Origin of the sequence: Intrasporangium zincisolvens, from assembly GCF_034724055.1 — a bacterium.
GTDB lineage: Bacteria > Actinomycetota > Actinomycetes > Actinomycetales > Dermatophilaceae > Monashia > Monashia zincisolvens.
Genome location: NZ_JAWIIL010000004.1, coordinates 235,782 through 258,228, shown reverse-complemented (window position 1 = coordinate 258,228; position 22,447 = coordinate 235,782). Strand labels below are relative to the sequence as shown.

The 22,447-nt window shown below is 74.3% G+C and carries 21 protein-coding genes; 7 read left to right on the top strand and 14 right to left on the bottom strand.

The annotated features are described in order from the left end of the window. Positions 1-84 precede the first annotated feature (84 nt). A complete protein-coding gene (locus tag RY076_RS13465) occupies positions 85-1,752 on the top strand; it encodes a serine/threonine-protein kinase (protein WP_323098738.1) in 1,668 nt (555 codons plus the stop codon). On the opposite strand, the gene RY076_RS13460 is transcribed toward RY076_RS13465, so the two are convergent. From RY076_RS13460 to lpdA, 3 genes are read right to left on the bottom strand one after another with little or no spacing between them, the layout of a single operon-like run. After that, on the bottom strand, positions 1,730-2,635 hold the full coding sequence (locus RY076_RS13460; protein WP_323098737.1) for a TIGR01777 family oxidoreductase: 906 nt from the start codon (positions 2,633-2,635) through the stop codon (positions 1,730-1,732). The genes RY076_RS13465 and RY076_RS13460 overlap by 23 nt on opposite strands. Before the next feature lie 39 nt (positions 2,636-2,674). Then, on the bottom strand, positions 2,675-4,528 hold the full coding sequence (gene sucB, locus RY076_RS13455) for a 2-oxoglutarate dehydrogenase, E2 component, dihydrolipoamide succinyltransferase (protein ID WP_323098735.1): 1,854 nt from the start codon (positions 4,526-4,528) through the stop codon (positions 2,675-2,677). A gap of 31 nt (positions 4,529-4,559) precedes the next feature. Continuing rightward, positions 4,560-5,939 (bottom strand): dihydrolipoyl dehydrogenase, encoded by a 1,380-nt coding sequence (gene lpdA / locus RY076_RS13450; protein ID WP_323098734.1) that lies wholly within the window; start codon positions 5,937-5,939, stop codon positions 4,560-4,562. A gap of 178 nt (positions 5,940-6,117) precedes the next feature. Here lpdA and RY076_RS13445 point away from each other — a divergent pair, with 178 nt between their 5' ends. After that, positions 6,118-6,465 carry a hypothetical protein gene (locus RY076_RS13445; protein ID WP_323098733.1) on the top strand — a complete coding sequence of 116 codons (348 nt, stop codon included), beginning with the start codon at positions 6,118-6,120 and terminating at the stop codon, positions 6,463-6,465. A 132-nt stretch (positions 6,466-6,597) separates the two neighbouring features. After that, positions 6,598-6,786, top strand: a complete 189-nt coding sequence (locus tag RY076_RS13440; protein ID WP_323098732.1) for a DUF5302 domain-containing protein — start codon at positions 6,598-6,600, stop codon at positions 6,784-6,786. 94 nt (positions 6,787-6,880) lie between these two features. Here the strand turns inward: RY076_RS13440 and RY076_RS13435 are convergent, their stop codons facing one another. Continuing rightward, the gene (locus tag RY076_RS13435) at positions 6,881-8,362 is read right to left on the bottom strand and encodes a leucyl aminopeptidase (protein ID WP_323098731.1); all 1,482 of its coding nucleotides are present in this window, start codon (positions 8,360-8,362) and stop codon (positions 6,881-6,883) included. A 231-nt stretch (positions 8,363-8,593) separates the two neighbouring features. On the opposite strand from RY076_RS13435, the gene gcvT reads away from it, so the two are divergent. Continuing rightward, positions 8,594-9,712 (top strand): glycine cleavage system aminomethyltransferase GcvT, encoded by a 1,119-nt coding sequence (gcvT, locus tag RY076_RS13430; RefSeq protein ID WP_323098729.1) that lies wholly within the window; start codon positions 8,594-8,596, stop codon positions 9,710-9,712. Between the two features lie 68 nt (positions 9,713-9,780). Here the strand turns inward: gcvT and RY076_RS13425 are convergent, their stop codons facing one another. The 6 genes from RY076_RS13425 to RY076_RS13400 are packed head-to-tail and all read right to left on the bottom strand — an operon-like array spanning position 9,781 to position 15,479. Next, positions 9,781-10,572 (bottom strand): adenosylcobinamide-GDP ribazoletransferase, encoded by a 792-nt coding sequence (locus RY076_RS13425; protein WP_323098728.1) that lies wholly within the window; start codon positions 10,570-10,572, stop codon positions 9,781-9,783. Then, positions 10,565-11,155 carry a bifunctional adenosylcobinamide kinase/adenosylcobinamide-phosphate guanylyltransferase gene (locus RY076_RS13420; protein ID WP_323098727.1) on the bottom strand — a complete coding sequence of 197 codons (591 nt, stop codon included), beginning with the start codon at positions 11,153-11,155 and terminating at the stop codon, positions 10,565-10,567. The genes RY076_RS13425 and RY076_RS13420 overlap by 8 nt, the downstream gene beginning before the upstream one ends. Further along, on the bottom strand, positions 11,152-12,024 hold the full coding sequence (locus RY076_RS13415) for an ECF transporter S component (RefSeq protein ID WP_323098726.1): 873 nt from the start codon (positions 12,022-12,024) through the stop codon (positions 11,152-11,154). Before RY076_RS13415 ends, RY076_RS13420 begins: the two co-directional genes overlap by 4 nt. Beyond that, a complete protein-coding gene (locus tag RY076_RS13410) occupies positions 12,021-13,649 on the bottom strand; it encodes an ABC transporter ATP-binding protein (protein WP_323098725.1) in 1,629 nt (542 codons plus the stop codon). Before RY076_RS13410 ends, RY076_RS13415 begins: the two co-directional genes overlap by 4 nt. Next, positions 13,646-14,722 (bottom strand): energy-coupling factor transporter transmembrane component T, encoded by a 1,077-nt coding sequence (locus RY076_RS13405; protein ID WP_323098724.1) that lies wholly within the window; start codon positions 14,720-14,722, stop codon positions 13,646-13,648. The genes RY076_RS13410 and RY076_RS13405 overlap by 4 nt, the downstream gene beginning before the upstream one ends. A 19-nt stretch (positions 14,723-14,741) precedes the next feature. Next, positions 14,742-15,479, bottom strand: coding sequence for an SCO2322 family protein (locus RY076_RS13400; protein WP_323098723.1), 738 nt, complete (start codon positions 15,477-15,479; stop codon positions 14,742-14,744). 305 nt (positions 15,480-15,784) lie between these two features. Here RY076_RS13400 and RY076_RS13395 point away from each other — a divergent pair, with 305 nt between their 5' ends. Beyond that, entirely contained in the window at positions 15,785-16,000 is a 216-nt protein-coding gene (locus RY076_RS13395; protein ID WP_323098722.1) for a hypothetical protein, read from the top strand. Further along, positions 15,997-17,355 carry a serine hydrolase domain-containing protein gene (locus RY076_RS13390; protein ID WP_323098721.1) on the top strand — a complete coding sequence of 453 codons (1,359 nt, stop codon included), beginning with the start codon at positions 15,997-15,999 and terminating at the stop codon, positions 17,353-17,355. Before RY076_RS13395 ends, RY076_RS13390 begins: the two co-directional genes overlap by 4 nt. 88 nt (positions 17,356-17,443) lie before the next feature. Here the strand turns inward: RY076_RS13390 and RY076_RS13385 are convergent, their stop codons facing one another. The 3 genes from RY076_RS13385 to RY076_RS13375 all read right to left on the bottom strand — a co-directional run bounded on the left by RY076_RS13385 (position 17,444) and on the right by RY076_RS13375 (position 19,585). Beyond that, positions 17,444-18,031 carry a DUF3043 domain-containing protein gene (locus RY076_RS13385; RefSeq protein WP_323098720.1) on the bottom strand — a complete coding sequence of 196 codons (588 nt, stop codon included), beginning with the start codon at positions 18,029-18,031 and terminating at the stop codon, positions 17,444-17,446. Positions 18,032-18,093: 62 nt separating this feature from the next. Beyond that, positions 18,094-18,681 carry a protein-L-isoaspartate O-methyltransferase family protein gene (locus tag RY076_RS13380; RefSeq protein ID WP_323098719.1) on the bottom strand — a complete coding sequence of 196 codons (588 nt, stop codon included), beginning with the start codon at positions 18,679-18,681 and terminating at the stop codon, positions 18,094-18,096. A 97-nt stretch (positions 18,682-18,778) separates the two neighbouring features. Continuing rightward, positions 18,779-19,585, bottom strand: a complete 807-nt coding sequence (locus RY076_RS13375; protein ID WP_323098718.1) for a methyltransferase domain-containing protein — start codon at positions 19,583-19,585, stop codon at positions 18,779-18,781. Between the two features lie 95 nt (positions 19,586-19,680). Between RY076_RS13375 and RY076_RS13370 the strand changes: the two genes are divergently transcribed. Beyond that, positions 19,681-21,045 carry a dipeptidase gene (locus RY076_RS13370; RefSeq protein ID WP_323098717.1) on the top strand — a complete coding sequence of 455 codons (1,365 nt, stop codon included), beginning with the start codon at positions 19,681-19,683 and terminating at the stop codon, positions 21,043-21,045. An 83-nt stretch (positions 21,046-21,128) separates the two neighbouring features. On the opposite strand, the gene RY076_RS13365 is transcribed toward RY076_RS13370, so the two are convergent. Beyond that, positions 21,129-22,394, bottom strand: a complete 1,266-nt coding sequence (locus RY076_RS13365) for an amino acid permease (protein ID WP_323098716.1) — start codon at positions 22,392-22,394, stop codon at positions 21,129-21,131. Positions 22,395-22,447: the final 53 nt, after the last annotated feature.

The following is a 22,447-nucleotide window of genomic DNA, read 5'->3' as shown; positions in this document are numbered from 1 at the left end:
GCACTACCCGAGCCCTCACCCGGCCGGCCGCGGCCCTGTGGACGACGCCCGCGGCGCCGTCGGCGGCTCTGCTTCGATGACCGGGTGAGCGACGAGGAGCACGAGACGCCCGAGGTCCCCGGCCACCGGCTCGACGCCGTCATCGGTGCCGGCGGGTCCGCGGTCGTGTGGGCGGGTGTCGACGCGTCGGGCCGCCGGGTCGCGGTCAAGGTGCCGCACGACGGCGCCGTGTCGGAGCGGTCGGTCGCCGAGCAGCAGGTGCTCCTCGCAGTCCGCCACGAGCACCTCGTGGCGCTGCGGTCGGTCGTCCCGCTCGAGGACGGCCGTGAGGCGCTCGTGTTCGACCGCGTGGACGGCGTGGCCCTCGCTGCGATGGTCGACGCCCGCGGTCACCTCCGGACGGGTGAGATCGTCACCGTCCTGACGCCCCTGTGCGACGCGGTCGCGACGCTGCACCGCGCCGGCGGCCTGCACGGTGACATCTCGGCGGCGAACGTCAGCGTGACCCCCGACGGCCGGCCGGTCCTGCTCGACCTCGGCGCGGCGCGCCTTGCCGGCGTTGTCGACGAGCAGGTCTGGGGCACGTCGGGATTCGTCGCTCCCGAGGTGGTCGCCGGCGCGCCGCCGTCCGAGGCGAGCGACGTGTACGCGCTCGGCGCCCTGGCCTGGTTCTGCGCCACGGGCAACGGCGCGCCCGACACGATGCTGCGCCTCGACCGCGACGTCGTGGCCTCCCACGTCGGGGAACAGCTGGCCGACGCCATCGGTGCGTGCATCGACCCCGACCCTGGTGAGCGTCCTTCGTCCGACACGCTCGCCCGGCTGTTCTACGAGGCGGCAGCCGCCGACCCGGTGGAGGTTGTGCTCAGCGCCGACCTCGCCTCGGCGCTGACGCACCGCCTGCGCGCGCAGGCCCGTGACGAGGCCCCGGCGAGCGAACCTCACCGGCGACGTCGGCCGCGTTGGCTGTCGGGCGCAGGCGTCGCGTCGGCGGTCGGGTCCGTCCTGACGCCGGTGGCGCCGCAGCGGGTGGTCCGCGCCCTGCGCCGTCCGCTCGTCGCGCTCGTGGGTGCGGCTGTCGTGGCCGTGGGCCTGGCGGGCTGGGCGGTCGCCTCGCGTGATGGTGCGGGCGGTGACCGCCCCGAGGTGCCCGGAACGACCGTCGTCGCGGCCACCGCGGGGCCTGCGTCGCCGGCCCCGTCACCCGCCGGCGGGCGGCCCACGACGCGTCCCACGACACCGCCCGCGCCCGCGGTCACGACGCGCGTCGCGCCGACCGGGGCCGACCGCCCGGCCCCCGACCCGGTTGCGCTGCTCCGGTCGCCGACCGCGCCGGCCGACCACGCCGCCGAGCTGATGCAGGTCCTCGGGGATGCCCGCACGCGCGCGCTCGTCGGTCGTGACGTCGCCGGACTCGCGGCGGTGCACCGCGCCGGCGGACCCAGCTGGACCTCCGACCGGCAGGTCGTGCAGACGCTGCGCTCGACCGGAACACGGTGGGAGGGCCTGCGGCTCGAGGTGGCCACCGCCACGTACGTGCCTGCTGCCGCCTCGGGTCTCGCGCCCGCCGCCCCCGGCTCGCCGACCGCTGTCGTACGCGCTCGCGTCGACTGGACCGCCTACACGGTGGTCACCGACGCCGGCGCCCGGGCGGCGCGAGCGCCGGAGGAGGGTGATCTGCTCGACTTCCACCTCGTGCGTCCGGCGCAGGGGTGGCGGATCGAGTCGATCAGCCGCGCACCAGCCAGCTGACCGCGGCCTCGAGGTCCGGGTGCTCGAAGGTGAACCCGGCCCCCAGCAGGGCCTCGGGCACGACCCGCTGGCTGGCGACGATGGAGTCGGCGAACTCACCGACGACCGCCCGCAGGGCCAGGCGCGGCGCGGGCAGCACGGCGGGCCGGTGCAGGGCCGCGGCGATGGCCTTGGCGATCTCCCCCTGCCGGGCCGACCCCGGCGCCGCGAGGTTGAACGCCCCGGTGAGCTGGGGCTGGTCGATCAGGTGGGTGATGGCGCGCACCTCGTCGACGAGCGTGATCCACGGCCACCACTCGTCGCCGCTGGCCATCGGCCCGGCGAGGCCGAGCCGTGCGAGGAGCAGCACCGGCTTGAAGGCGCCGCCGTCGGGACTCATGACGAGTCCGCTGCGCACGCACGCCACCGGCACCCCCGCCTCGCGGGCCGGGTCGGCGGCGGCCTCCCACCGCGTCACGATGCCGGCCAGGACGTCGCCGCCCGGGGCGCTCGTCTCGGTCAGCACCTCGTCGCCACGGTCGCCGTAGTAGCCGACCGCCGACGCGTTGACCAGGCGCGGGTTCGCACCCCGGCCGCGCGCCCGGGCGAGGGCCTGCGCGACCGTCCCCGTGGCGTCGGTGCGGCTGCGCTCGACCTCACGCTTGTACGCGGCGTCCCAGCGCTTGTCGCCGATGCCCACACCGGCGAGGTTGACGACGGCGTCGACGCCCTCGAGTGCCACGGGATCCAGCTCACCGCGCGAGGGGTCCCACCGCACCTCGCCGGGGCCGGAGGGATCGCGCCGCACGAGCCTGACCACCTCGTCGCCACGGGCCTCGAGGTGACGACGAAGCGCGCCGCCGATCAGTCCGGACGAGCCGGTGATGGCGACGCGCTTCGTCATGGTTCACACCTTATGGGCGCTGCGGGGCGATCGCCCGACTCAGGCCTCGAAGCGTCCCTCCTCGAGACGCTCCTTCATCGTGCCGAGGAAGCGAGCGGCGTCCGCGCCGTCGACGATGCGGTGGTCGTAGGACAGCGCCAGGTACATCATCGAGCGGATCGCGATGGTCTCGCCGCCGTCGGCGTCGGTGACGACGACGGGACGCTTGACGATGGCACCGGTGCCGAGGATCGCGACCTGCGGCTGGTTGATGATCGGGGTGTCGAAGAGCGCACCACGGCTGCCGGTGTTCGTGATGGTGAAGGTGCCACCGGCGAGGTCGTCGGGCGTGATCTTGTTGCTGCGCGTGCGCGCCGCGACATCGGCGATGGCCCGGGCGAGGCCCGCGATGTTGAGGTCGCCCGCGTTCTTGACGACCGGGACGATGAGGCCCTTGTCGGTGTCGACGGCGATCGAGAGGTTCTCGGTGCCGTGGTAGACGACCTCGTCGCCGTCGATGCTCGCGTTGACCATCGGGTGGGCCTTGAGCGCCTCGGTGGCGGCCAGGGCCAGGAACGGCAGGAAGCTGAGCTTCGTGCCCTCACGGGCCTCGAAGTCGCCCTTCACCCTGGCGCGCAGACGGGCGATCTTCGTGAGGTCGACCTCGACGACGGTCGTCAGCTGGGCCGACACCTGCAGCGACTCGACCATGCGGGCCGCGATGACCTTGCGCAGGCGGCTCATCTTCTCGCGCGTGCCGCGCTTCGGGGAGACCGCCGCGCCCGTGGCGGGTGCCGACGGGGCTGCGGCCGGGGCCGGAGCCGACGCGGCAGGAGCCGGGGCCGCGGGAGCCGGGGCCTTGGCCGCCTCGGCGGCGTCGAGGACGTCCTGCTTGCGGATGCGGCCACCGACGCCGGTGCCCGTGACCGACCCGAGGTCGATGCCGTGCTGCTGCGCGAGCTTGCGCACGAGCGGCGTCACGTAGGCGGCGGCGTCGTCGCGCGAGGGCGACGCGGCGGGCGCGGAGCCCTCGGGCGACTGCTGCGCTGCGGGACGCTCGGCGTCGGCCGGCAGGCCGGCAGCCTGCTGCTCGGCCGACTCGGCCTCCGCCTGGGCGGGCGCCTGGGGCGCAGCCTGCGCGGGGGCTTCCTGCTTCGGGGCCTCCTGCGCCGGAGCAGCCGGTGCAGGAGCCTCCTGCTTCGGGGTCTCCTGCTTCGGGGTCTCCTGGGCGGGAGCCGCCGCGGGGGCGCCACCGATCACGGCGAGGTCGCCGCCGACGGGGACGGTCTCGTCCTCGGCGACGAGGATCTTGGTCAGGGTGCCGGCCACGGGGGAGGGGATCTCGGTGTCGACCTTGTCGGTCGAGACCTCGAGGAGGGGCTCGTCGACGGCGACCTCGTCGCCCTCGGCCTTGAGCCACCGGGTGACGGTGCCCTCGGTGACGGACTCGCCGAGCGCCGGCATGGTCACCGTCTGGCCCTCGCCACCCCCGGACGAGGACGCCGCGGCCTGCGGCTGCTCGGCCTGCGCGGCCTCGGGCTCGCTCGTGGCGGCCTGAGGCTCCTGGTCGGTGCTCGGTGCCTCGGGCGCCGGGGCGGCCTGCTGCTCCTGCTGCGGGGCCTGCTGCTGCGGGGCCTCCTGCGCCGCTGGGGCGTCGCCGCCGGCGGCGGGGGCCGCACCGTCGCCGATGACGGCGAGGTCGGCGCCGACCGGCACGGTGTCGTCCTCCTGCGCGAGGATCTCCTGCAGGGTGCCCGCGACGGGCGACGGGATCTCGGTGTCGACCTTGTCGGTCGAGACCTCGAGGAGCGGCTCGTCGACCTCGACGCTGTCCCCGACATTCTTCAGCCAGCGGGTGACGGTTCCCTCGGTGACGGACTCACCCAGGGCCGGCATGGTCACGCGTTCTGACATGACGTGTTCTCTCCTCTTCCCAGTTACTGGCTCAAGCGTGTGCGTGCAGCGGTTTACCCGACAGGGCCAAGTGTGCCTCGCCGAGCGACTCGTTCTGCGTGGGGTGCGCGTGGATGAGACCGGAGACGTCCTCGGGGTGCGCCTCCCAGTTGACGATGAGCTGCGCCTCGCCGACCTGCTCGCCCATCCGTGCGCCGATCATGTGGACCCCGACGACCGGGCCGCCCTTCTCGCGCACGAGCTTGACGAAGCCCTGCGTGCCGAGGATCTGGGACTTGCCGTTGCCGCCGAGGTTGTACTCGTAGGTCTCGACCTCGGCGTACGCCTCGCGTGCCTGGGCCTCGGTGAGGCCGACGCTCGCGATCTCGGGGTCGCAGTAGGTGACCCGGGGGATGCCGCTCTCGACGATGACCGCCGGGGCCACGCCCGCGATCTCCTCGGCGACGAAGATGCCCTGGGCGAAGCCGCGGTGGGCCAGCTGCAGGCCCGGCACGATGTCGCCGACGGCGTAGACGCCGGGGACGCCGGTGCGCAGGCGCTCGTCGGTGGGGACGAAACCGCGGTCGACGGTGACGCCGGCGGCCTCGAATCCGAGGCCCTCGGTGACCGGGCCACGGCCCACGGCGACGAGCAGCAGGTCTGCCTCGATGGTCTCGCCCGACTCGAGCGAGACGGTGACGACGTCGCCGGACTGCGTCGCGCCGGTGAACCGGACGCCCGTCTTGAAGGCGATCTTGCGCTTGCGGAACGAGCGCTCGAGCTGCTTGCTGATCGCCTCGTCCTCGGCCGCGACGAGGCGGGGGAGCGCCTCCACGACGGTGACCTCGGAGCCGAAGCTCCTGAAGACCGAGGCGAACTCGACACCGATGACACCGCCACCGAGCACGACGACGCGCGCCGGGACGTGGTCGATGGTCAGGGCCTGCTCGCTCGTCATGATCCGGCCGCCGATCTCGAGGCCGGGCAGCGTGCGCGGGTAGCTGCCGGTGGCGAGCACGACGTTGCGGCCGGTGATCCGGCGGTCGCCGACGACGACGGTGTTCGGGCCGTCGAGGACGCCTGAGCCCTCGACGTACTCGATCTTGGCGGCCTTGACGAGGCCCTGCAGGCCCTTGTACAGGCGGGAGACGACACCGTCCTTGTACGAGTTGACGCCCGACATGTCGACCGACTCGAAGGTGGTCTTGACGCCGAAGTGTGCGCCGTCGCGCGCCGTGTCGGCGACCTCCGCGGCGTGCAGGAGGGCCTTGGTCGGGATGCACCCGACGTGGAGGCACGTGCCCCCGAGCTTGCCCTTCTCGACGAGGGCCACGGAGAGCCCCAGCTCTGCCGACCTGAGGGCGCAGGCATATCCGCCCGAGCCCCCACCGAGGATGACGACGTCGTAGTCGCCTGCGGCGTCAGCCGACATGTGGGTGCGCTCCTTCAGATGTGGTGGGCACCCGGGGGTGTGGGTGCAAGAGCATCTTGTCATTGATCCCGAGGGACGTCACAGGCAGGTCACGCCTGCCGGGGCTCTCACCTCGGACTCACCCCGGACACGGCTCGGACCTGCCTGTAGGCATGGCTGAACCACGTACAGTGCCGCCATGGGCTGGTTCTCGCGACGCTCCGGGGGCAAGGTGTCCGCGCGCCTCGGGCGGTCGGACGGCCCCGCCATGGACATCGACCGCAAGGCCGTCGAGACCCATCTGCGCACCTTCGCCGAGACGCGTCGCGGCGTCGAGGCCTACGTCGAGCCGGCCACGAGCGTCACGACGACGACCGTCGTGCTCATCGCCTGGGACGGCGAGTGGACCCGGCGCGCCGTCGGCACCCCGAAGGACGCCTTCGAGCTGGCCCGACGCCTCGGTGTCCCGGCCTACGACGTCAACCACACCGGCTACCCGAACCGCATGCGCGAGTACAACACCCGCAAGCGCCAGGGCGACGCCTGACGGACGCCCGACGCGCTGCCCGACGCGACGCGCCGGGCAAAGGGGTGGACCCGCGTCGGTCCTGCTGACAGGGTTGAGACGTCCGCACCGTGCCGTTCCGGCGCGTCCCGCCCCGCATCCAGGAGGACTCGAATGTCGAAGCAGGAAGGCGCCCCGGTGGGCCCGGACGAGGAGATGAAGGCCAAGTTCCGGGCCGCCCTCGACAAGAAGCACGCCCACGGCGGCAAGGACGTCTCCGACGACCACGACCGCTCGAAGGTGCACGGCGCGCACGGACCGGCGAAGAACCAGCAGATGTTCCGCCGCAAGTCCGGCGGCTGACCGGCAGCCAGCGACAGCCAGCGACACCGACACGGCAGAGGCCACGTCCCTATGGGGGACGTGGCCTCCTGCACGTGCGGGCCGCCGGGACGCGTCAGGCGTAGGACTCGGCGATCCCCACGAGGGTGCGGACGCCGAAGCCGGTGCCGCCCTTGGGGGAGTAGCCGTTCGGGGCCTTGTCGTTGTAGGCCGGGCCGGCGATGTCGATGTGGCTCCACGGGATGCCGGTGCCGACGAACTCGCCGAGGAAGAGGCCGGCCGTGAGCATGCCGCCCTCCGGGCCGCCCTTGTGGGCGAGGTCGGCGTTGGCCGAGTCGAGGCCGCCGCGCAGCTCCTTGGGCAGCGGCATGGGCCACATCGCCTCGCCGGCGCCCTGGGCGGCGTCGAGGACCCGGGTGCGGAAGGCGTCGTCGTTGCCCATGACGGCCGCGGTGTCGGCCAGGGCGATGACCTGGGCGCCGGTCAGCGTCGCGATGTCGACGATGGCGTCGGGCGTCGACTCGGACGCGAGGGCGATGCAGTCGCCGAGGACCATGCGTCCCTCGGCGTCGGTGTTGAGGATCTCGACGGTCTTGCCGCCGCGCATCGTCACGACGTCGCTCGGGCGCTGGGCCGTCGCGCTCGGCATGTTCTCGGCGAGGCCGAGGTAGCCGGTGACGGCGATCGGCAGGCCGAGCTCGGCGATCGCGAGGACGGCGCCGGCGACGGCGGCGGCCCCGGCCATGTCGCACTTCATCGTCAGCATGCCGCCCGCGGGCTTGATGCAGAGGCCGCCGGAGTCGAAGGTGATGCCCTTGCCGACGAAGGCGATCGAGGCCTTCGGGCGCGACGGGGAGTAGCTGAGCACCGCGATGCGGGGGTCGTTGACCGAGCCCTGGCCGACGCCGACGGTGCCGCCGAAGCCACCGGCGCGCAGCGCCTTCATGTCGTAGGACTTGAGCTTGACCTTCGAGCCCTTGACGCGCTCGGCCAGCGAGTCGACGAACGTCTCGGGGTAGAGCAGGTTCGGCGGGAGGTTGACGAGGTCGCGGGTGTAGGCGATCGCCGTGCCGAGCGCGGCGGCGCGCTTGACGACGCGGCGCGAGGCGGCGTCACCGGGGCCGACGAGGGCGAAGGCGGGCTGCTTGTCGGCCGAGGCGGACTCGGAGCCGACCTTCGACACCGTGTAGGCACCGAGCGCGACGCCCTCGGCGGTGGCGGCGACGACCTCGACGGACGTGCCGGGGACCGCGACGACGACCTTCTTCTTCGCGGCGAGAGCGCGCGCAGCAGCGCCGATGCCCCGGCGGACGTCCTCGAGGGCTCCGGCGTCGGGTGTGGCCGTCAGGGCGCCGACCCCGGCCAGTACGACGAGGCGGGCGCTGACGTCCGGGACCGCGGGCAGCGTCGTGACCTCGCCGACCTTGCCGGCCAGCTCGAGCTCGGTGACGGCGGAGGTCAGGTGGGCGACGGCCTTGCGGGGCAGGTCGTGGCCCGGGGCGAGGGTCGCGCCGTCGTCGCCGGTGACGAGGGCGACGACGAGCGCGTCACCGGCGGTGTCGGCGGCCGAGCGGTTCGAGATGGTCAGCTGGGCCACGGGGGGCCTCCTTTGGACGGTGGTGCCGGTCGGTCCACGGGCGTGGTGCGACGACGATGGTCGGCGGGCGCCGCACGGGTGCGCGCGTCCTGGTGCCGCCCCGGCGCACGGCCCGTCGTGTGGTCTCGGCATCCGGTGGCGACGGCGCCGATGATAACGAGCCGCGACCCCGCGTCCTCGCAGGAGGCGGCGGGCGGGGGCCGGTGACGCCCGGGCGGTAGGTTGAGCGGCATGACGACAGCGCCGTCGGGGACGACCTCCCCGCTCACCTCGCCCCTCCACGACCGCCACGTCGCCCTCGGCGCGAAGATGGCCGACTTCGGCGGCTGGGACATGCCGATCGAGTACCCGGGAGGCGGCGTCGTCCGCGAGCACACCGCGGTGCGCGAGCGCGTCGGCATCTTCGACGTCAGCCACCTCGGCAAGGCAACCGTGTCGGGCCCGGGCGCCGCCGACTTCGTCAACGCGTGCCTCACCAACGACCTGCGCCGCATCGAGCCGGGGTCCGCCCAGTACACACTGTGCTGCGACGAGTCCGGTGGCGTCGTCGACGACCTCATCGCCTACCTGCGGGCCGACGACGACGTCTTCCTCATCCCCAACGCCGCCAACACCGCCGAGGTCGTGCGCCGTCTGCGCGCGGCCGCGCCCGAGGGCATCGAGGTGACCGACCGGCATCGTGAGTACGGCGTCATCGCGGTCCAGGGCACGAAGAGCGACGAGGTGCTCGAGTCGCTCGGCCTGCCCACCGGCCACGACTACATGTCGTTCGTCGAGGCGCAGTGGGAGGGTCGCCCGGTCATCGTCTGCCGCACCGGCTACACCGGCGAGCGCGGCTACGAGCTCGTGCCCCGCTGGGACGACACGCCCGCGCTCTGGGACGCCCTCGTCGCCGCGGCCGAGCCGTTCGAGGGCCTGCCCTGTGGGCTCGGCGCCCGCGACACCCTGCGCACCGAGATGGGCTACCCGCTGCACGGCCAGGACCTCTCGCTCGACATCTCGCCCGTGCAGGCTCGTGCCGGCTGGGCCGTCGGCTGGAAGAAGGACGCCTTCTGGGGCAAGGACGCGCTCGTCGCCGAGAAGGCGGCCCCGACGCGGCTGTCCCGCGGCCTGCTCGTCACCGGTCGCGGCATCCCGCGGGCGCACTGCGAGGTGAGCCGCGACGGCGAGACCGTCGGTGAGGTCACCTCGGGCACGTTCTCGCCGACGCTCAAGCAGGGCATCGCGCTCGCGCTGCTGGCCCCCGACGTCGCCGACGGCACGACCGTGTCGGTCGACGTGCGCGGCCGCGCCGTCGAGGCGACGGTCGTGAAGCCCCCCTTCGTGCAGGTCCAGGTCCGCGAGGCCTGACGCCCGCAGCAGGAGACAGTGCCCACTCGACCCTCTGGTCGGGTGGGCACTCTCTCGTCACCAGCAGGTCAGGACGTGAGGCGCACGGCGACCGACGCGACGACGAGCGCGGTCGCGAGGGACACCTCGACGGCGGCGCCCACGACGTCTCCCGTGACGCCGCCGAGGCGTCGCACGGCGTGGGCACGCACGACGAGCGCCCCGGTGGCCGCGCCGAGCACGGTGGCCACCGCGGCACCGACGCCGACTCCGGGCTGCGTTTCGGCAGCGAGGGCGGTGGCGAGAGCGCCGACCACGGTGCAGGTGGCGACGAGCGCGACGAGGGCGCCACGGCTGACGGTGCCCGCGACCGACCGCCCCAGCCCCTCCGGCCGTGCCGCGAGGACCCCGCTCCGCGCGCAGACGGCCGGCGCGACCCTGCTGCCCACGAGCGCGACGGCGGCCAGGGCGACGCCGACCGCCGTGGGCAGCAGCGAGGTCAGTGCCGCCGCGTCGAGGCCGAGGACGAGCACGAGGGCTGCCGCGCCCGCGGGCCCGGTGTCGCCGCGCCGCATGACCTCCAGGGAGCGCGCCGGGTCGTGGCCCGAGGTCAGGCCGTCGACGAGGTCGGCCAGGCCGTCGAGGTGGAAGGCCCGTGACCCGAGGGCCACGACGACGAGGGCGAGCACGGACCCGACCGCGGCCGGGACGGCGCCCAGCAGGACCGCGACCCCGAGGGCCACCCAGGCGACGACGTAGACGAGCGCGGTGACCGGCGCGAGGAGCAGGGCCCGGCACAGCTCGCGCGGCCCCACCGACGCCGGGGGTGGCACGCGCAGGGCGGTGAAGGTGCCGAAGGCGAGGCGCCAGGCGTCACGCATCGAGGGTCCGCGGCCCGGGATGAGAAGGCACGACGGGCGCCTGCGAGAGGTCGAGGACGCGCCCGGCGACGACGAGGTGGACCTGCGCGGCCACGGCCGACACGGCCGCGTTGAACCGGCCGAGCTCGTCCTGGAAGAAGCGACCCGAGGCCGTCGTCGGCACGAGCGACCAGCCGACCTCGTTGGTGACCACCACGACGGGGACCGTTGCGGCACAAAGCGACTCGACGAGGACGGCGGCGCGTCGGCGCACCTCGGTCGCAGCAGCGTCCAGGTCGTCCCAGCCGACGGCGTCCACGACGCTCGTCAGCCACGTGCCGAGACAGTCGACGAGGACCGGGCCGCTCGCCGTGGCGAGGACGCCGGCGACGTCGTCGGTCTCGACCGTGCGCCACGTGTCGGGCCGCTGGGCGCGATGCGCCTCGACACGCTCGCGCCACTCGACGTCGTCGGGCCCGGGGACGGGCCCCGTGGCGACGTACGTGACGTCGCCGTACCCCGAGAGCAGGTCCTCGGCGTGCCGGCTCTTGCCGCTGCGGACCGGGCCGGTGACGATCGTCGTGCTCGCGGCCCGACGCGTCACGGCGACCCCCCGACGGAGTCCCGACGCGGTTCGAAACGCACCGGGGCGTCGAAGGCCGCGCGTCGTGCGGCACGCCGGAAGACCCGCAGCAGGGCCGGCCCCGCCGCGACCACGAGCGCCGCGTTGAGCAGGCCGCGTGGCAGGTCCCACGCGAGCGAGGTCGAGACGTAGAAGACGGCGTAGTGCTGGAGGTTGACGGCCAGGGGCGCACCGGGCACGAAGCCCATGCCGACCGGAGCGCTCGCCCCGAGGAAGGGCCAGAACCAGAGGTTCATGACCACGCCGTAGCCGAGTCCCGTGACGAGCGCGTAGCCCGCCAGCGCCCATCGTTCGGCGCGGTGCCCGGCAGGCACGGGCAGCAGCCCGGCGCCGAGGCCGATGGCGCCCGAGCACACCATCTGGAAGGGCAGCCACGGCCCGACGCCTCCGGTGATGAGGGCACCGGTGGTGACCGCGAGGGCACCCGACACGAACCCGACGCCAGGCCCGAGCACGCGCCCGGCGACGATGACGACGAAGAACATCGGCTCCAGGCCAGCGGTGCCGGCACTGAGCAGCCGTAGCGCGCCACCGGCGGCGGCGGCGACACCCAGCACGGCGACGGTCTTGGCGTCGAGCCGTCCGGCCGTCACCTCGGCCAGGCACACGACGGCCAGCAGGCCGAGGAGCACGGCGAAGAACCACGGCGCGTCGTTGCCGTGGTCGGTCGCCACCTGGCCGGGTGCGAAGAACGGCCACGTGAAGGCGGCCAGGCCGACCAGGCCGACGGCGGCGACGGCGAGAACAGCGGGCCAGCGCAGGGGGATGACGCGTCGCGACGCCGGCACGGGCGTCCGCACCGCGCGCGAGGCGGGGGCGCCGGTCGTCACGCCGTCCGCCCGAGGGCCCGGGCCACCTCGCCGACGGTGAGCCAGGTCTGCGGGAGCAGCACCTTGGTCACCTGCGGGGCGAAGGCGGGGGAGGAGGCGAGCACGTCGCGGGCCGGGCCGTCGGTGACGACATCGCCGTCGGCGAGGATGACGACGCGGTCGGCGACCTCGGCCGCGAGCTCGACGTCGTGTGTCGCGACCAGGACCGTCGTGCCGCTCGCCGCCAGCCCGGCGAGCACGCCGCACAGCCGCTGCTTGGCCCCGTAGTCGAGGCCGCGCGTCGGCTCGTCGAGCAGGAGCACCTCGGGGCTTCCGGCGAGGATGACGGCGAGGGCGAGCTCGAGACGCTGCCCCTCGGACAGGTCGCGCGGGTGCGTGTCCGCGTCGATGCCGTCGGCGATGCGGGACAGGACGGCGGCGGCGGTGCCCTTGGGGACGCCGAAGTCGGCATCGGCCGCAGCGCACTCGGCGGCCACGGAGTCGGCGTAGAGGAGCAGCTCGGGCTGCTGCGGCACGAGCCCCACGACGCGCACCCGGTCGCGGGGAGCGAGGGCGTGCGGGTCGTCGCCGCCGGCCCCGGCGTGGACCCGCCCACCCGCGAGCCGGTGCTGCGCCGCGACCGCGCCGAGCAGGGTCGACTTGCCGGCGCCGTTACGGCCCATGAGGGCCGTGACCGACCCCCGCGCCACCTCGAGGTCGACTCTGTCGAGCACGACGCGTCCGGCGCGTCGCACGGCGACGCGCTCCAGCGAGAGCGCCGCGCCGCCCGCGACGGAGCCCGCGTACCGCACGGGGTGGTCCGGAGGGGTGCGCGCGCCGAGCGTCTCGCGCAGCGACGCGGCCCGACGCCGGGCATCGCGGATCGACAGCGGCGTCGGCGTCCACCCGGCGAGCCGGGACAGCCCGACGACGGGTGGGAAGATCTGCGACAGCGCCATGGCCTCGGCCGGGTCGAGCAGCTCGGACACGTGGCCGTCGTCGACGAGGAGAACGCGGTCGGCGTGGTGCACGACCCGTTCGAGGCGGTGCTCGGCCAGCACCACGGTGACGCCGAGGTCGTGGACGATGCGGTGCAGCGAGGCCAGGACCTCTTCTGCCGCAACGGGATCGAGGGCCGACGTCGGCTCGTCGAGGACGAGTACGCGCGGCCCGGCGGCGAAGAGGGCGGCGATCGCGACGCGCTGCTGCTGGCCGCCAGACAGGGTGCCGAGGGCGCGGGCCCGGAGCGGTGTCAGGCCGAAGAGGTCGAGCGTCTCCTCGACCCGACGGCGGATCGTCGTGGGGTCCAGGCCCATCGTCTCCATGCCGTAGGCGATCTCGTCCTCGACGACGTCGGTGACGAACGTCGAGGAGGGGTTCTGCTCGACGAGGCCGACGACGGTGGCCAGGTCGCGGGGCCGGTGCGCGGCCGTGTCGAGGCCGTCGACGACGACGCGCCCGCTCAGGGTGCCGCCGCTGAAGTGCGGGACGAGGCCGTTGACCGTGCGCAGCAGGGTCGACTTGCCGCTGCCGGTGGGGCCGACGACGAGGACGAGCTCGCCCTCGGGGATCTCGAGGGTGACGTCGACGAGGCTCGGGGCCTCGGCCCCCGCGTAGGTGACACTGACGTGCTCGAAGCTGATCACGGCATGACCTCCCGGGGGCGCGGCGTCAGCCACGCCGGCAGGGCCGCGACGAGCACGGCCAGGACGGCGAGGATCGGCACGGCCGGCAGCGCGGCGCGCTGGGTGGGCGTGACGCCGTCCCAGCCGCGCAGCCCGGCCACGACGAGGACCACGGCCGGCACGGCGCCGGCCACGACGGTGAGGGTCTCGGGCCACTCCCAGCGGTCGCGGCGGTGGCCCGACCTGCCCTCGCGCGACGCCCCCACGACGAGGCTGCTCGCGGCGAGCACGACGCCGACGACGAGCAGCGGCAGCCCCAGCGCCCCGCCGGCCGACGCGTCGAGGAGCCCGTAGAGGCCGCCGAGGACGCCGACGAGGCCGAGCAGGGCCAGGCCGCTGGCGAGCCGACGCGTGCCGCTGTTGCTGTGCACGGCGCGGCCGTAACCCCGCGACTCCATCGACGCGGCGAGCCCGAGCGAGCGCTCGAAGGCGGTCTCGAGCACCGGCACGGTCAGGCGGGCCGTCTCGCGCAGGCTGCGGGCGTCCCGGCCCCGGAGGGCGCGCGCCGACCGGACGGTGCGCGCGTCGGCGAGCAGCTGCGGGGCGAAGGTCAGGCCGACGACGACGGCCGTGCCGACGTCGTACAGCGTGGCCGGCAGGTAGCGCAGCAGCCGGCGCGGGGTGGCCAGGGCGTTGGCGGCGCCGAGGCAGGCGAGCACCGCGGCGAGGCGCAGCGCGTCGTAGAGGCTGAAGAGCAGCGCCTCGAGCGTGACCGGCCCGCCGAGACGGATGACCGAGAGCCAGTCCGGCAGCGGCACCCGCGGCAGGGTCACGATGACGACCTCGCCGTGGACACCGTTGCCCAGCAGCGCGGTCATGAAGACGCGAAACGCGAGGACGACGGCAGCGATGGCGAGGAAGCCCGGCAGCGGGTTCGGGGTGGCGGGGTCGCGACGCTCGGTGACGACGAGGACGCAGACGGCGATGACGAGCAGCAGCACTGCCGGGTTCGTCGTGCGGGACGCGGCCGTGGCGAGCCCGAGCCCCCACAGCCACCAGGCTGCGGGGTGCAGGAGCCGCGCACGGGGTCGCATCGCCGTCGGGTCACCCGCCTCAGGCGTCGGAGCGCGAGCGCCGCGACCGGACGACGAGGTAGCCGGCGAGCGCGAGGACGACGAGCGCGACGAGGACCCAGGCCACCGTCGTGCCGGTCGAGGACGGTGCCGCACTCACGGGGGTCCCGGGCACGTTGGTGTCGCCGGCCGCGGGCGTCGCACTCGCCGACGCGGCGGGTGCGGCGATCGTCACCGGAGTGTCCGCGGCCTTCGCCTCGGCGCTGACCTGCTTGACGGGGCCGCCGCAGCCGGTTGCCGGGTAGCCCGCGACGGCGCACACGAGGCCCTTCTCGATGCGCAGCTCGCCGGCCTTGGCCAGCACGTCGGTGCTCGTCGCGGTCGTGGGCACGACCGCGCAGACAGCCTGGGGAGCCGGGGGCGTCGCGGCGTCCTCGGCGTCGGCCGGGCGGCCGTAGTCGACGACGACGCCGACGCGCTTGGAGCCCGACACGGCAGGCGTCGAGGCGCAGATGGCGTCGAAGGTGAGCACGGCGCGCGGGAGCCGGGTCGAGCTCTCGTCGCCGACCGCGAAGCGCCAGCCGTCGACGCTGCCGTCGGCGGGCACGGTCTGGTCCGAGCCCTTCTGCGCGAATGTCCACTGGCCGTTCGAGAGCTGGTAGAAGCCCCAGAACCGGTAGGCGGCCGCCTGAGCGGGCCCGGTGGTGAGCATGGTGACGGCCGCGGCGACGAGCACGGCGAGCAGCACCCGGAGCGGGGTGCGGGCAACGGTGGACACGGTTTCCTCCTTGCGGTCGGACACCGTGCCGGGCCCCGAACCAACTGAGCCGTCCTCGGTGACTCCGGTCCGCATTCCACGACAGACTGACTGGGAGCCGGACGGGCGTGGGTTTTCCGGCTGCCGGCGCGACGCCCCTGTGGGGCGCAGTTCCGGGTCACGGTTGCGGGTCAGCGCCGGAGTCGCACCGGCTTGCCCCGACGTCCATCGGTTAGGCGAACCGTGGCACGCGCCCGGGCCACGCGTCAAACGACCAGGCCCCGTCGGCGTCAGTCGGCGTCCGGTGGGCGTCTAGGGTGACGGGCATGAGCGGAGACTGGTCCTGGTTGTACCTCGACGCGCACGGTGAGCCGATGGAGGGGGAGGGGCTGGCCACGACCGGTTTCCCGACCCAGGGCGACGCCGAGAACTACCTCGGTGAGACGTGGCGCGACCTGCTCGGACACGGTGTCGAGTCGGTGACGCTGCGCGAGGCCGGTGCCGTCGTCTACGGCCCGATGAGCCTGCGGGCCGCCGAGTGAGCGCACCGGTCGTCCCCGGCACGCTGTCGGAGGGTCTGTCCCGCGACCTGCTCGGACGCGTCACGACGGCGCAGCGCACGTGGCGCTCGCCCGGCGTCAGTGCCGGTGTCGTGCGCGACGGCGTGCTCGTGTGGTCCGGGCACGTCGGCTCCGCCGAGCTCGGCGACGCGTCGCGCCCGGCCGACGACGACACGCAGTTCATGATCGGCTCGGTGACCAAGACGTTCACCGCCCTCACCGTCATGGCGCTGCGCGACGACGGCCTGCTCACCCTCGACGACGAGCTCGGCACCTACCTGCCGGGCACCCGCCACGCGCGGGTCCCGCTGCGGCAGATGCTCGCCCACGCGTCCGGTTTGCAGCGCGAGCCGGTCGGCAACATCTGGGAGTCGCTGTCGGCGCCGGAGAAGGAGGCGTTCCTCGCCGGTGTCGAGGACGCCGAGCAGGTGCTGCCGGCCCATCACGCCTTCCACTACTCCAACCTCGCCTACGGCCTGCTCGGGCACGTCGTCGAGACCGTCACCGGCCGTGGCTGGGAGGACGTCGTGCGCGATCGCGTGCTCGCGCCCCTCGGCATGACCCGCACCGGCCTGGCCCCGACACCCGACCGGGCCCGCGGCTACCAGGTCGACCCGTACCGCGGCACCGCCACCGAGGAGCCGCTCTTCACCCTCAACGCCACGGCCCCGCTCGGCGGCCTGTGGTCGACCGTCGCCGACATGGCGCGGTACGCCGCCTACGTCGCGAGCCCCGACGAGCGGGTCGTCGCCCCCGAGACGGTCGAGGAGATGTGCCGGCCGCTCATCATGACCGACGTCGACGGCTGGTCCGGCGCCTACGGGCTCGGCTTCGGCATGGGCCGGCGTGGCGACCGGGTGTACGTCGGCCACGGCGGCGCGATGCCGGGCTACCTCACCGGCCTGCGCGTCCGGCGTCGCGACGCCGTCGGGGCGGTCGTCTTCGCCAACTGCACGTCGGGCGCCCTGACGCTCGCCCTCGCAACCGACCTCGTCGAGGCCGTCCTCGACACCGAGCCCGCGCTCGCGCCGGCGTGGGTCCCCGAGACCCCGCGGCCCGAGCTCGAGGAGCTGCTCGGCCTGTGGTGGTCGGAGGGGTCGCCGATCACGTTCTTCGTGCGGGAGGGCCGGCTGTGGTCGCGCCTGTCCGAGGACGACGCCCTGTCCGAGACCCGCTTCGAACCGGAGGGCCCGGACCGCTACCGCGCCGCGGCCGGGCGCGAGCGCGGCGAGGTGCTCGAGGTCGTGCGCGCCGCCGACGGGTCGGTCGAGAAGCTCTACTTCGCGACGTACGCGGTCACCCGCGAGCCGCTCGCGTTCGCCGACCTGCAGCACTGACCTGCACCAACGCGTCGCGGACCACCACGCGAAGAGCCCTCGGACGCCGGTCGGCGTCCGAGGGCTCTCGGGTTCGTTCTCGGCAGCCTCAGCGGGGCTGCTCGCCGCGGGCGACCTGCGGCTTGGGCATCCGGGTGCGGCGCATCTGGAAGGCCCGCATGATCGCGTACCAGGCGTCGCCCTTCTCGGCGCCGCCGAACTTGGCCTCCATCTTCGTGCGGGTGCGGCGCCACATGAGGTAGGCGTCGACGATCGCGACGAGGATGAGGCCGTAGACGAGCACGAAGACGAGCATGAGCGTCCACGTCGTGCGCACGAAGCTCAGCAGCAGCACGAGGAGCATCACCGGCAGCATGAACTCGCCGATGTTCCAGCGGGCGTCGACGGTGTCGCGGATGAAGCGACGTCGCGGGCCCTTGTCGCGGGCCGGGAGGTACTTCTCGTTGCCCGCGAGCATGCCCGCTCGCTGGGTGGCCATCGCCTCGCGGCGGGCCGTCTTGTCCTGCTTGCCGGCGGCCTTGCGGTCGGTGACGATGAGCGGACGCTTGTTGAGGGCCTCCTGGTCACGGCGCTTCGGGGTGGGCCGGTTCTTGGCGCCGGGGCGCGCCTCGGAGTCCTGCACCGCGGTGGAGGAGGAGGCGAGCTCGTCGTTGAGGGTCTTCTTGCGTCCGAACACGGGACCACTCTAGGCGAGGGTCGGGGCTGGTCCGGAATCGTCCACCCCGCCCGGCGCACGCCTCACTCGTGTCCCAGCGTCCCCTCCCGTCGTTCCCGCAGGGGCACGAAGCGGTACCGACCGTGCCCGCTCGTCGTCACGACGCCGTCCACCAGCTCCGCGAGGAGCATCGTGCCGGCGACGGGGACGACCATCCGGCCGGGGTCGGCCAGCTGGTCGACGAGGGCCCGGGGGAGCGAGGCCGCCTCGGCCGACACGAGGATGCGGTCGTAGGGGCCGCGGTCGGGCCGTCCGAGCACCCCGGGCTCCGCGACGGCGATCGAGGCCCACGGCGCGTGGCACCGGGCGAGGTTGTCGCCGCCCCAGGCCGCGAGGTCGGGCTCGAGCTCGACGCCGACGACGACGCCGTCGGGTCCGACGAGGTGGGCGAGCAGCGCCGTGGTCCACCCCGAGCCGGCCCCGACGTCCAGGACGCGCTGGCCGGGGTGGACGTCGAGCAGGCGCAGCATGTCGGCGACGGTCCGCGGCTGCGAGTTCGTCTGCCCGTACCCGATGAGGATGGGGCCGTCGTGGCCGGCCCGCCAGCGCGCGGCGCGGGGCAGGAACCCGGTCCGCGGCACCGCCTCGAAGGCCCGGTCCACCCGATCCATCCACCGAGTCAACCACCGACGTCCGCCCCGGTCGACGGGGACGGTCGCCGGGCCGGGCCTCGGGTCGGACCGGCGCGTGGTGGCGCGTGGTGGCGCGTCAGGCGGGCGCGGCGACGACGTGGAGCAGGGTGCCGAGCGCGCGGTAGGGGTCGGTGCGGCCGAGCCGCTCCTCGAGGTCGAGCAGCGTTCCGAGGGTCTGGGCGTCGGGCGCCGGTTCGTCGACCGGGACGGTGTCCGAGGCGACGCGCACCCCGTACCAGGCCTGGACGGCGAGGCCGTTCGCCGCGCAGTCGGCCGTCAGCGACTCGAGGGTGTCGGCGCGCGCGTCGACACCGATCTCGTTGCGGTAGCGAGCATCCCGGCCCTCGGCACGCGCCTCGTCGATCTCGTCGAGCAGTGCCGCGGCGCCGGCCCAGTCGCGGCGCGCGGCGGGCCGCCACGCCATCGCTGCGCCGTTGCGGGCGACGATCGACACGATCCCGCCGGGCGCCGTGCGGCGCGCGAGCGCGGCGATCGCGGACCGGCTCTCCGGCAGGTACATGAGCACGCCGTGGCACATGACGACGTCGTAGGCGGTGGGTCGGGTGACGCTGGCGAGGGAGGCGAGGTCGCCGGCGAGGAGCGTGACGCGGTCGCGCTGCCCGGGCTCGAGCGAGGCGGCGGCCTGCTCGAAGGACGCGCGCATCCGCGCGTCGGGCTCGACGGCCGTGACGCTGTGCCCGAGCCGGGCGAGGCGCAGTGCCTGCGTGCCCTGTCCGGCGCCGACGTCGAGCACGCGCAGGGGCCCTCGGGGCAGGTGCGCGGCGAGCTGGCGCGTCACCATCTCCTGGCGCACGACGTTGCGCAGGTTGCCCAGCCGGTGCAGCCACGGGCCCTGTCCCGGCGTGAAGGCGTTCGTTCCCACGGCGCCAGAACCTAACCGACGCGCGTCCGGCCCGCGCGGCCACCCGCGGCGTCGGCCGGCGCGAAGCGCGCTCCGGCGGTCGGTAGGGTCGGCCTGTGACCGACGACGTGCTCTCCCAGGACCAGATCAGCGCCATCCGCGACCGCGTGGCCCAGCTCATGCCACAGGTGCGGGCCGACCTCGAGGACCTCGTGCGGATCCCGAGCGTCTCCGCGACGAGCTTCGACCAGAGCCACGTCGCGCGCAGCGCAGAGGCTGTCGCCGAGCTGCTCCGGCGCGAGGGGCTGGAGGTCGAGGTCGTCGTCGAGGGCGGCCGCCCGGCCGTCATCGGCCACCTCGCCGGGCCCGAGGGAGCCCCGACCGTCACGCTCTACGCCCACCACGACGTGCAGCCCCCCGGCGACGACGCCGACTGGGACAGTGCGCCGTTCGAGCCCACCGAGCGCGACGGCCGCCTCTACGGCCGCGGCGCCGCCGACGACAAGGCCGGGGTGATGGCGCACGTCGCCGCCCTGCGGGCCCACGCCGGCAACCTGCCGGTCGGCGTCACGGTCTTCGTCGAGGGCGAGGAGGAGTACGGCTCCGCGTCGCTGCCGGCGATCCTCGAGAAGCACGGGCACCGCCTCGCCGCCGACGCCATCGTCATCGCCGACTCCGGCAACTGGGCCATCGGCGAGCCCGCGCTGACGACGACGCTGCGCGGTGGCGTCCGGGCCGTCGTCCGCGTCGAGACGCTCGACCACTCGGTGCACTCCGGCATGTTCGGTGGCGCGGCCCCGGACGCCGTGACCGCACTCATCCGGCTGCTCGGGACGCTCCACGACAACCGGGGCGACGTCGCTGTCCAGGGCCTCGACGAGGGCACGGCGGCCGAGCTCGACTACGACGAGGCGCGCTTCCGCGAGGAGTCGGGCCTGCTCGACGGCGTCGAGCTCATCGGCACCGGCTCGATCCTGACGCGGCTGTGGAACAAGCCGTCGATCACGACGATCGGCATGGACGTCACCTCGGTCGACAAGGCGTCCAACACGCTGGCCGCGCGCGCCGCGGCCAAGGTGTCGATGCGTCTGGCCCCGACGCAGGAGCCCCTCGCCGCGTTCGAGCTGCTCCGCGCGCACCTGCTCGAGAACGCCCCGTGGGGCGCGAAGGTCACCGTCGAGCTGGAGGAGCACGGCTCCGGCTTCGCGGCCGACGCCGAGGGGCCCGTCTACGACCAGGCCCGCGCCGCCTTCTCCGACGCGTGGGGCGTCGACCCGGTCGACATGGGCGTGGGCGGGTCCATCCCCTTCATCTCCGACTTCGCCGCACGCTTCCCCGACGCCGCGATCCTCGTCACGGGCGTCGAGGACCCCGACACCCGCGCGCACGGCGCCAACGAGTCGCTGCACCTCGAGGAGTTCGCGCGCGTCTGCGAGGCGGAGGCCCTCCTGCTGGCCCGCCTGGGCGCCATGCCGCGCTGAGGACCGGGCCACCGGGCCCACGACGAAGGGGGCGGATGCCGTGGCGTCCGCCCCCTTCGTCGTACCTGCCCGTTGCGCTCGCGTCAGTGCGCGCGGGCGGGCTCGTCGTCGGCGTCCAGCCGGCCGAGCCGGCCGTGGTGTCGTCGCTGGACGATGAGCCCCGCGGCGACGGTGGCGGCGCTGAGCGCGAGCGTCCAGTACAGCTCGAGGCTGGAGGGCCCGAACGCCATGACCGCCATGACGACGACGATGAACGCGATCGTGGCCCACGTCAGGGCCGGGAAGGCCCACATCCGGACGGGGGCACGCTCGCCGCGGGCGTCGGCCCGGCGGCGCTGCACGAGCTGCGACGCCGCGATGACGAGGTAGATGACGAGGGCGATGCCTCCCGAGGTCAGCAGGAGGAAGTCGAACAGCCCGGTGCCCGACGCTCCGTAGTGGAGCACGAGGCAGAGCGCCGCGACGGCCGTGGAGGCGAGCACGGCCCGGGCCGGCACGCGGGTGCGGCTCGTGCGCGCCCACGACGCCGGCGCGTCGCCCCGGACGGCCAGCGAGTAGACCATCCGCGAGGCGGTGTAGAGCGCCGAGTTGAGGCAGCTGGAGACCGCGGTGAGGACGATGACGTTGACGATCGTGTACGCGGTGTCGGGCGCCATCCCCATGGCGGTCAGGGCCTCGCCGTAGGTGCCGATCTCGTGGCCGCCGGAGCCCTTCCCGGCCGCGAAGACGGGGAACGGCACGAGGGCGACGACGATGAAGATCGAGGCGAGGTAGAAGGTGCCGATGCGCCAGATCACCGAGTTGGTCGCCCGGTGGATGCCGCGCACCGGGTCGCCGGACTCCGAGGCCGCGATGGTGACGATCTCGGTGCCCATGAACGAGAACATCGTGATGGCGATCGCCGTGACGACGGCGTTCCAGCCGTTGGGCGCGAAGCCGTGCGCGGTCAGCTGGGTCAGCCCCGACGCCCCGTCGCCGGGCAGGACGCCCGCGATGGCGAGCACGCCGACGACGATGAACGCCGCGATCGCGACGACCTTGACGAGGGCGAACCAGAACTCGAACTCGCCGTAGCTGGTGACCGACACGAGGTTCGTCGCGACGAGCACGAGCAGGATGCCGGCCGAGAACGCCCACTCGGGCACGCCCGGGAAGAACCCGTGGGCGATCTGCCCGGCGACGATCGACTCCCACGGGATGACGAGGACCCAGAACCACCAGTAGAGCCAGCCGACCGAGAAGCCGGCCCAGCGGCCGAGCGCCCGGTCGGCGTACGTCGAGAACGAGCCGGTGTCCGGGTTGGCCGTGGCCATCTCGCCGAGCATCCGCATGACGAGCACGGGTGGCACCGGCGACCGCACGTCGAGAACGGGCCGCGACGGGCGTCGACCGCAGGCCTCGA

Excerpts from the sequence above, each read along its gene's own strand:
- RY076_RS13445 (WP_323098733.1), top strand. The coding sequence starts at position 6,118 with ATGGGCTGGTTCTCGCGACGCTCCGGGGGCAAGGTGTCCGCGCGCCTC.
- gcvT (WP_323098729.1), top strand. The coding sequence starts at position 8,594 with ATGACGACAGCGCCGTCGGGGACGACCTCCCCGCTCACCTCGCCCCTC.
- RY076_RS13395 (WP_323098722.1), top strand. The coding sequence starts at position 15,785 with ATGAGCGGAGACTGGTCCTGGTTGTACCTCGACGCGCACGGTGAGCCG.
- RY076_RS13460 (WP_323098737.1), bottom strand. The coding sequence starts at position 2,635 with ATGACGAAGCGCGTCGCCATCACCGGCTCGTCCGGACTGATCGGCGGC.
- sucB (WP_323098735.1), bottom strand. The coding sequence starts at position 4,528 with ATGTCAGAACGCGTGACCATGCCGGCCCTGGGTGAGTCCGTCACCGAG.
- RY076_RS13425 (WP_323098728.1), bottom strand. The coding sequence starts at position 10,572 with ATGCGTGACGCCTGGCGCCTCGCCTTCGGCACCTTCACCGCCCTGCGC.
- RY076_RS13380 (WP_323098719.1), bottom strand. The coding sequence starts at position 18,681 with ATGGATCGGGTGGACCGGGCCTTCGAGGCGGTGCCGCGGACCGGGTTC.
- RY076_RS13440 (WP_323098732.1), top strand. The coding sequence starts at position 6,598 with ATGTCGAAGCAGGAAGGCGCCCCGGTGGGCCCGGACGAGGAGATGAAG.
- lpdA (WP_323098734.1), bottom strand. The coding sequence starts at position 5,939 with ATGTCGGCTGACGCCGCAGGCGACTACGACGTCGTCATCCTCGGTGGG.
- RY076_RS13405 (WP_323098724.1), bottom strand. The coding sequence starts at position 14,722 with ATGCGACCCCGTGCGCGGCTCCTGCACCCCGCAGCCTGGTGGCTGTGG.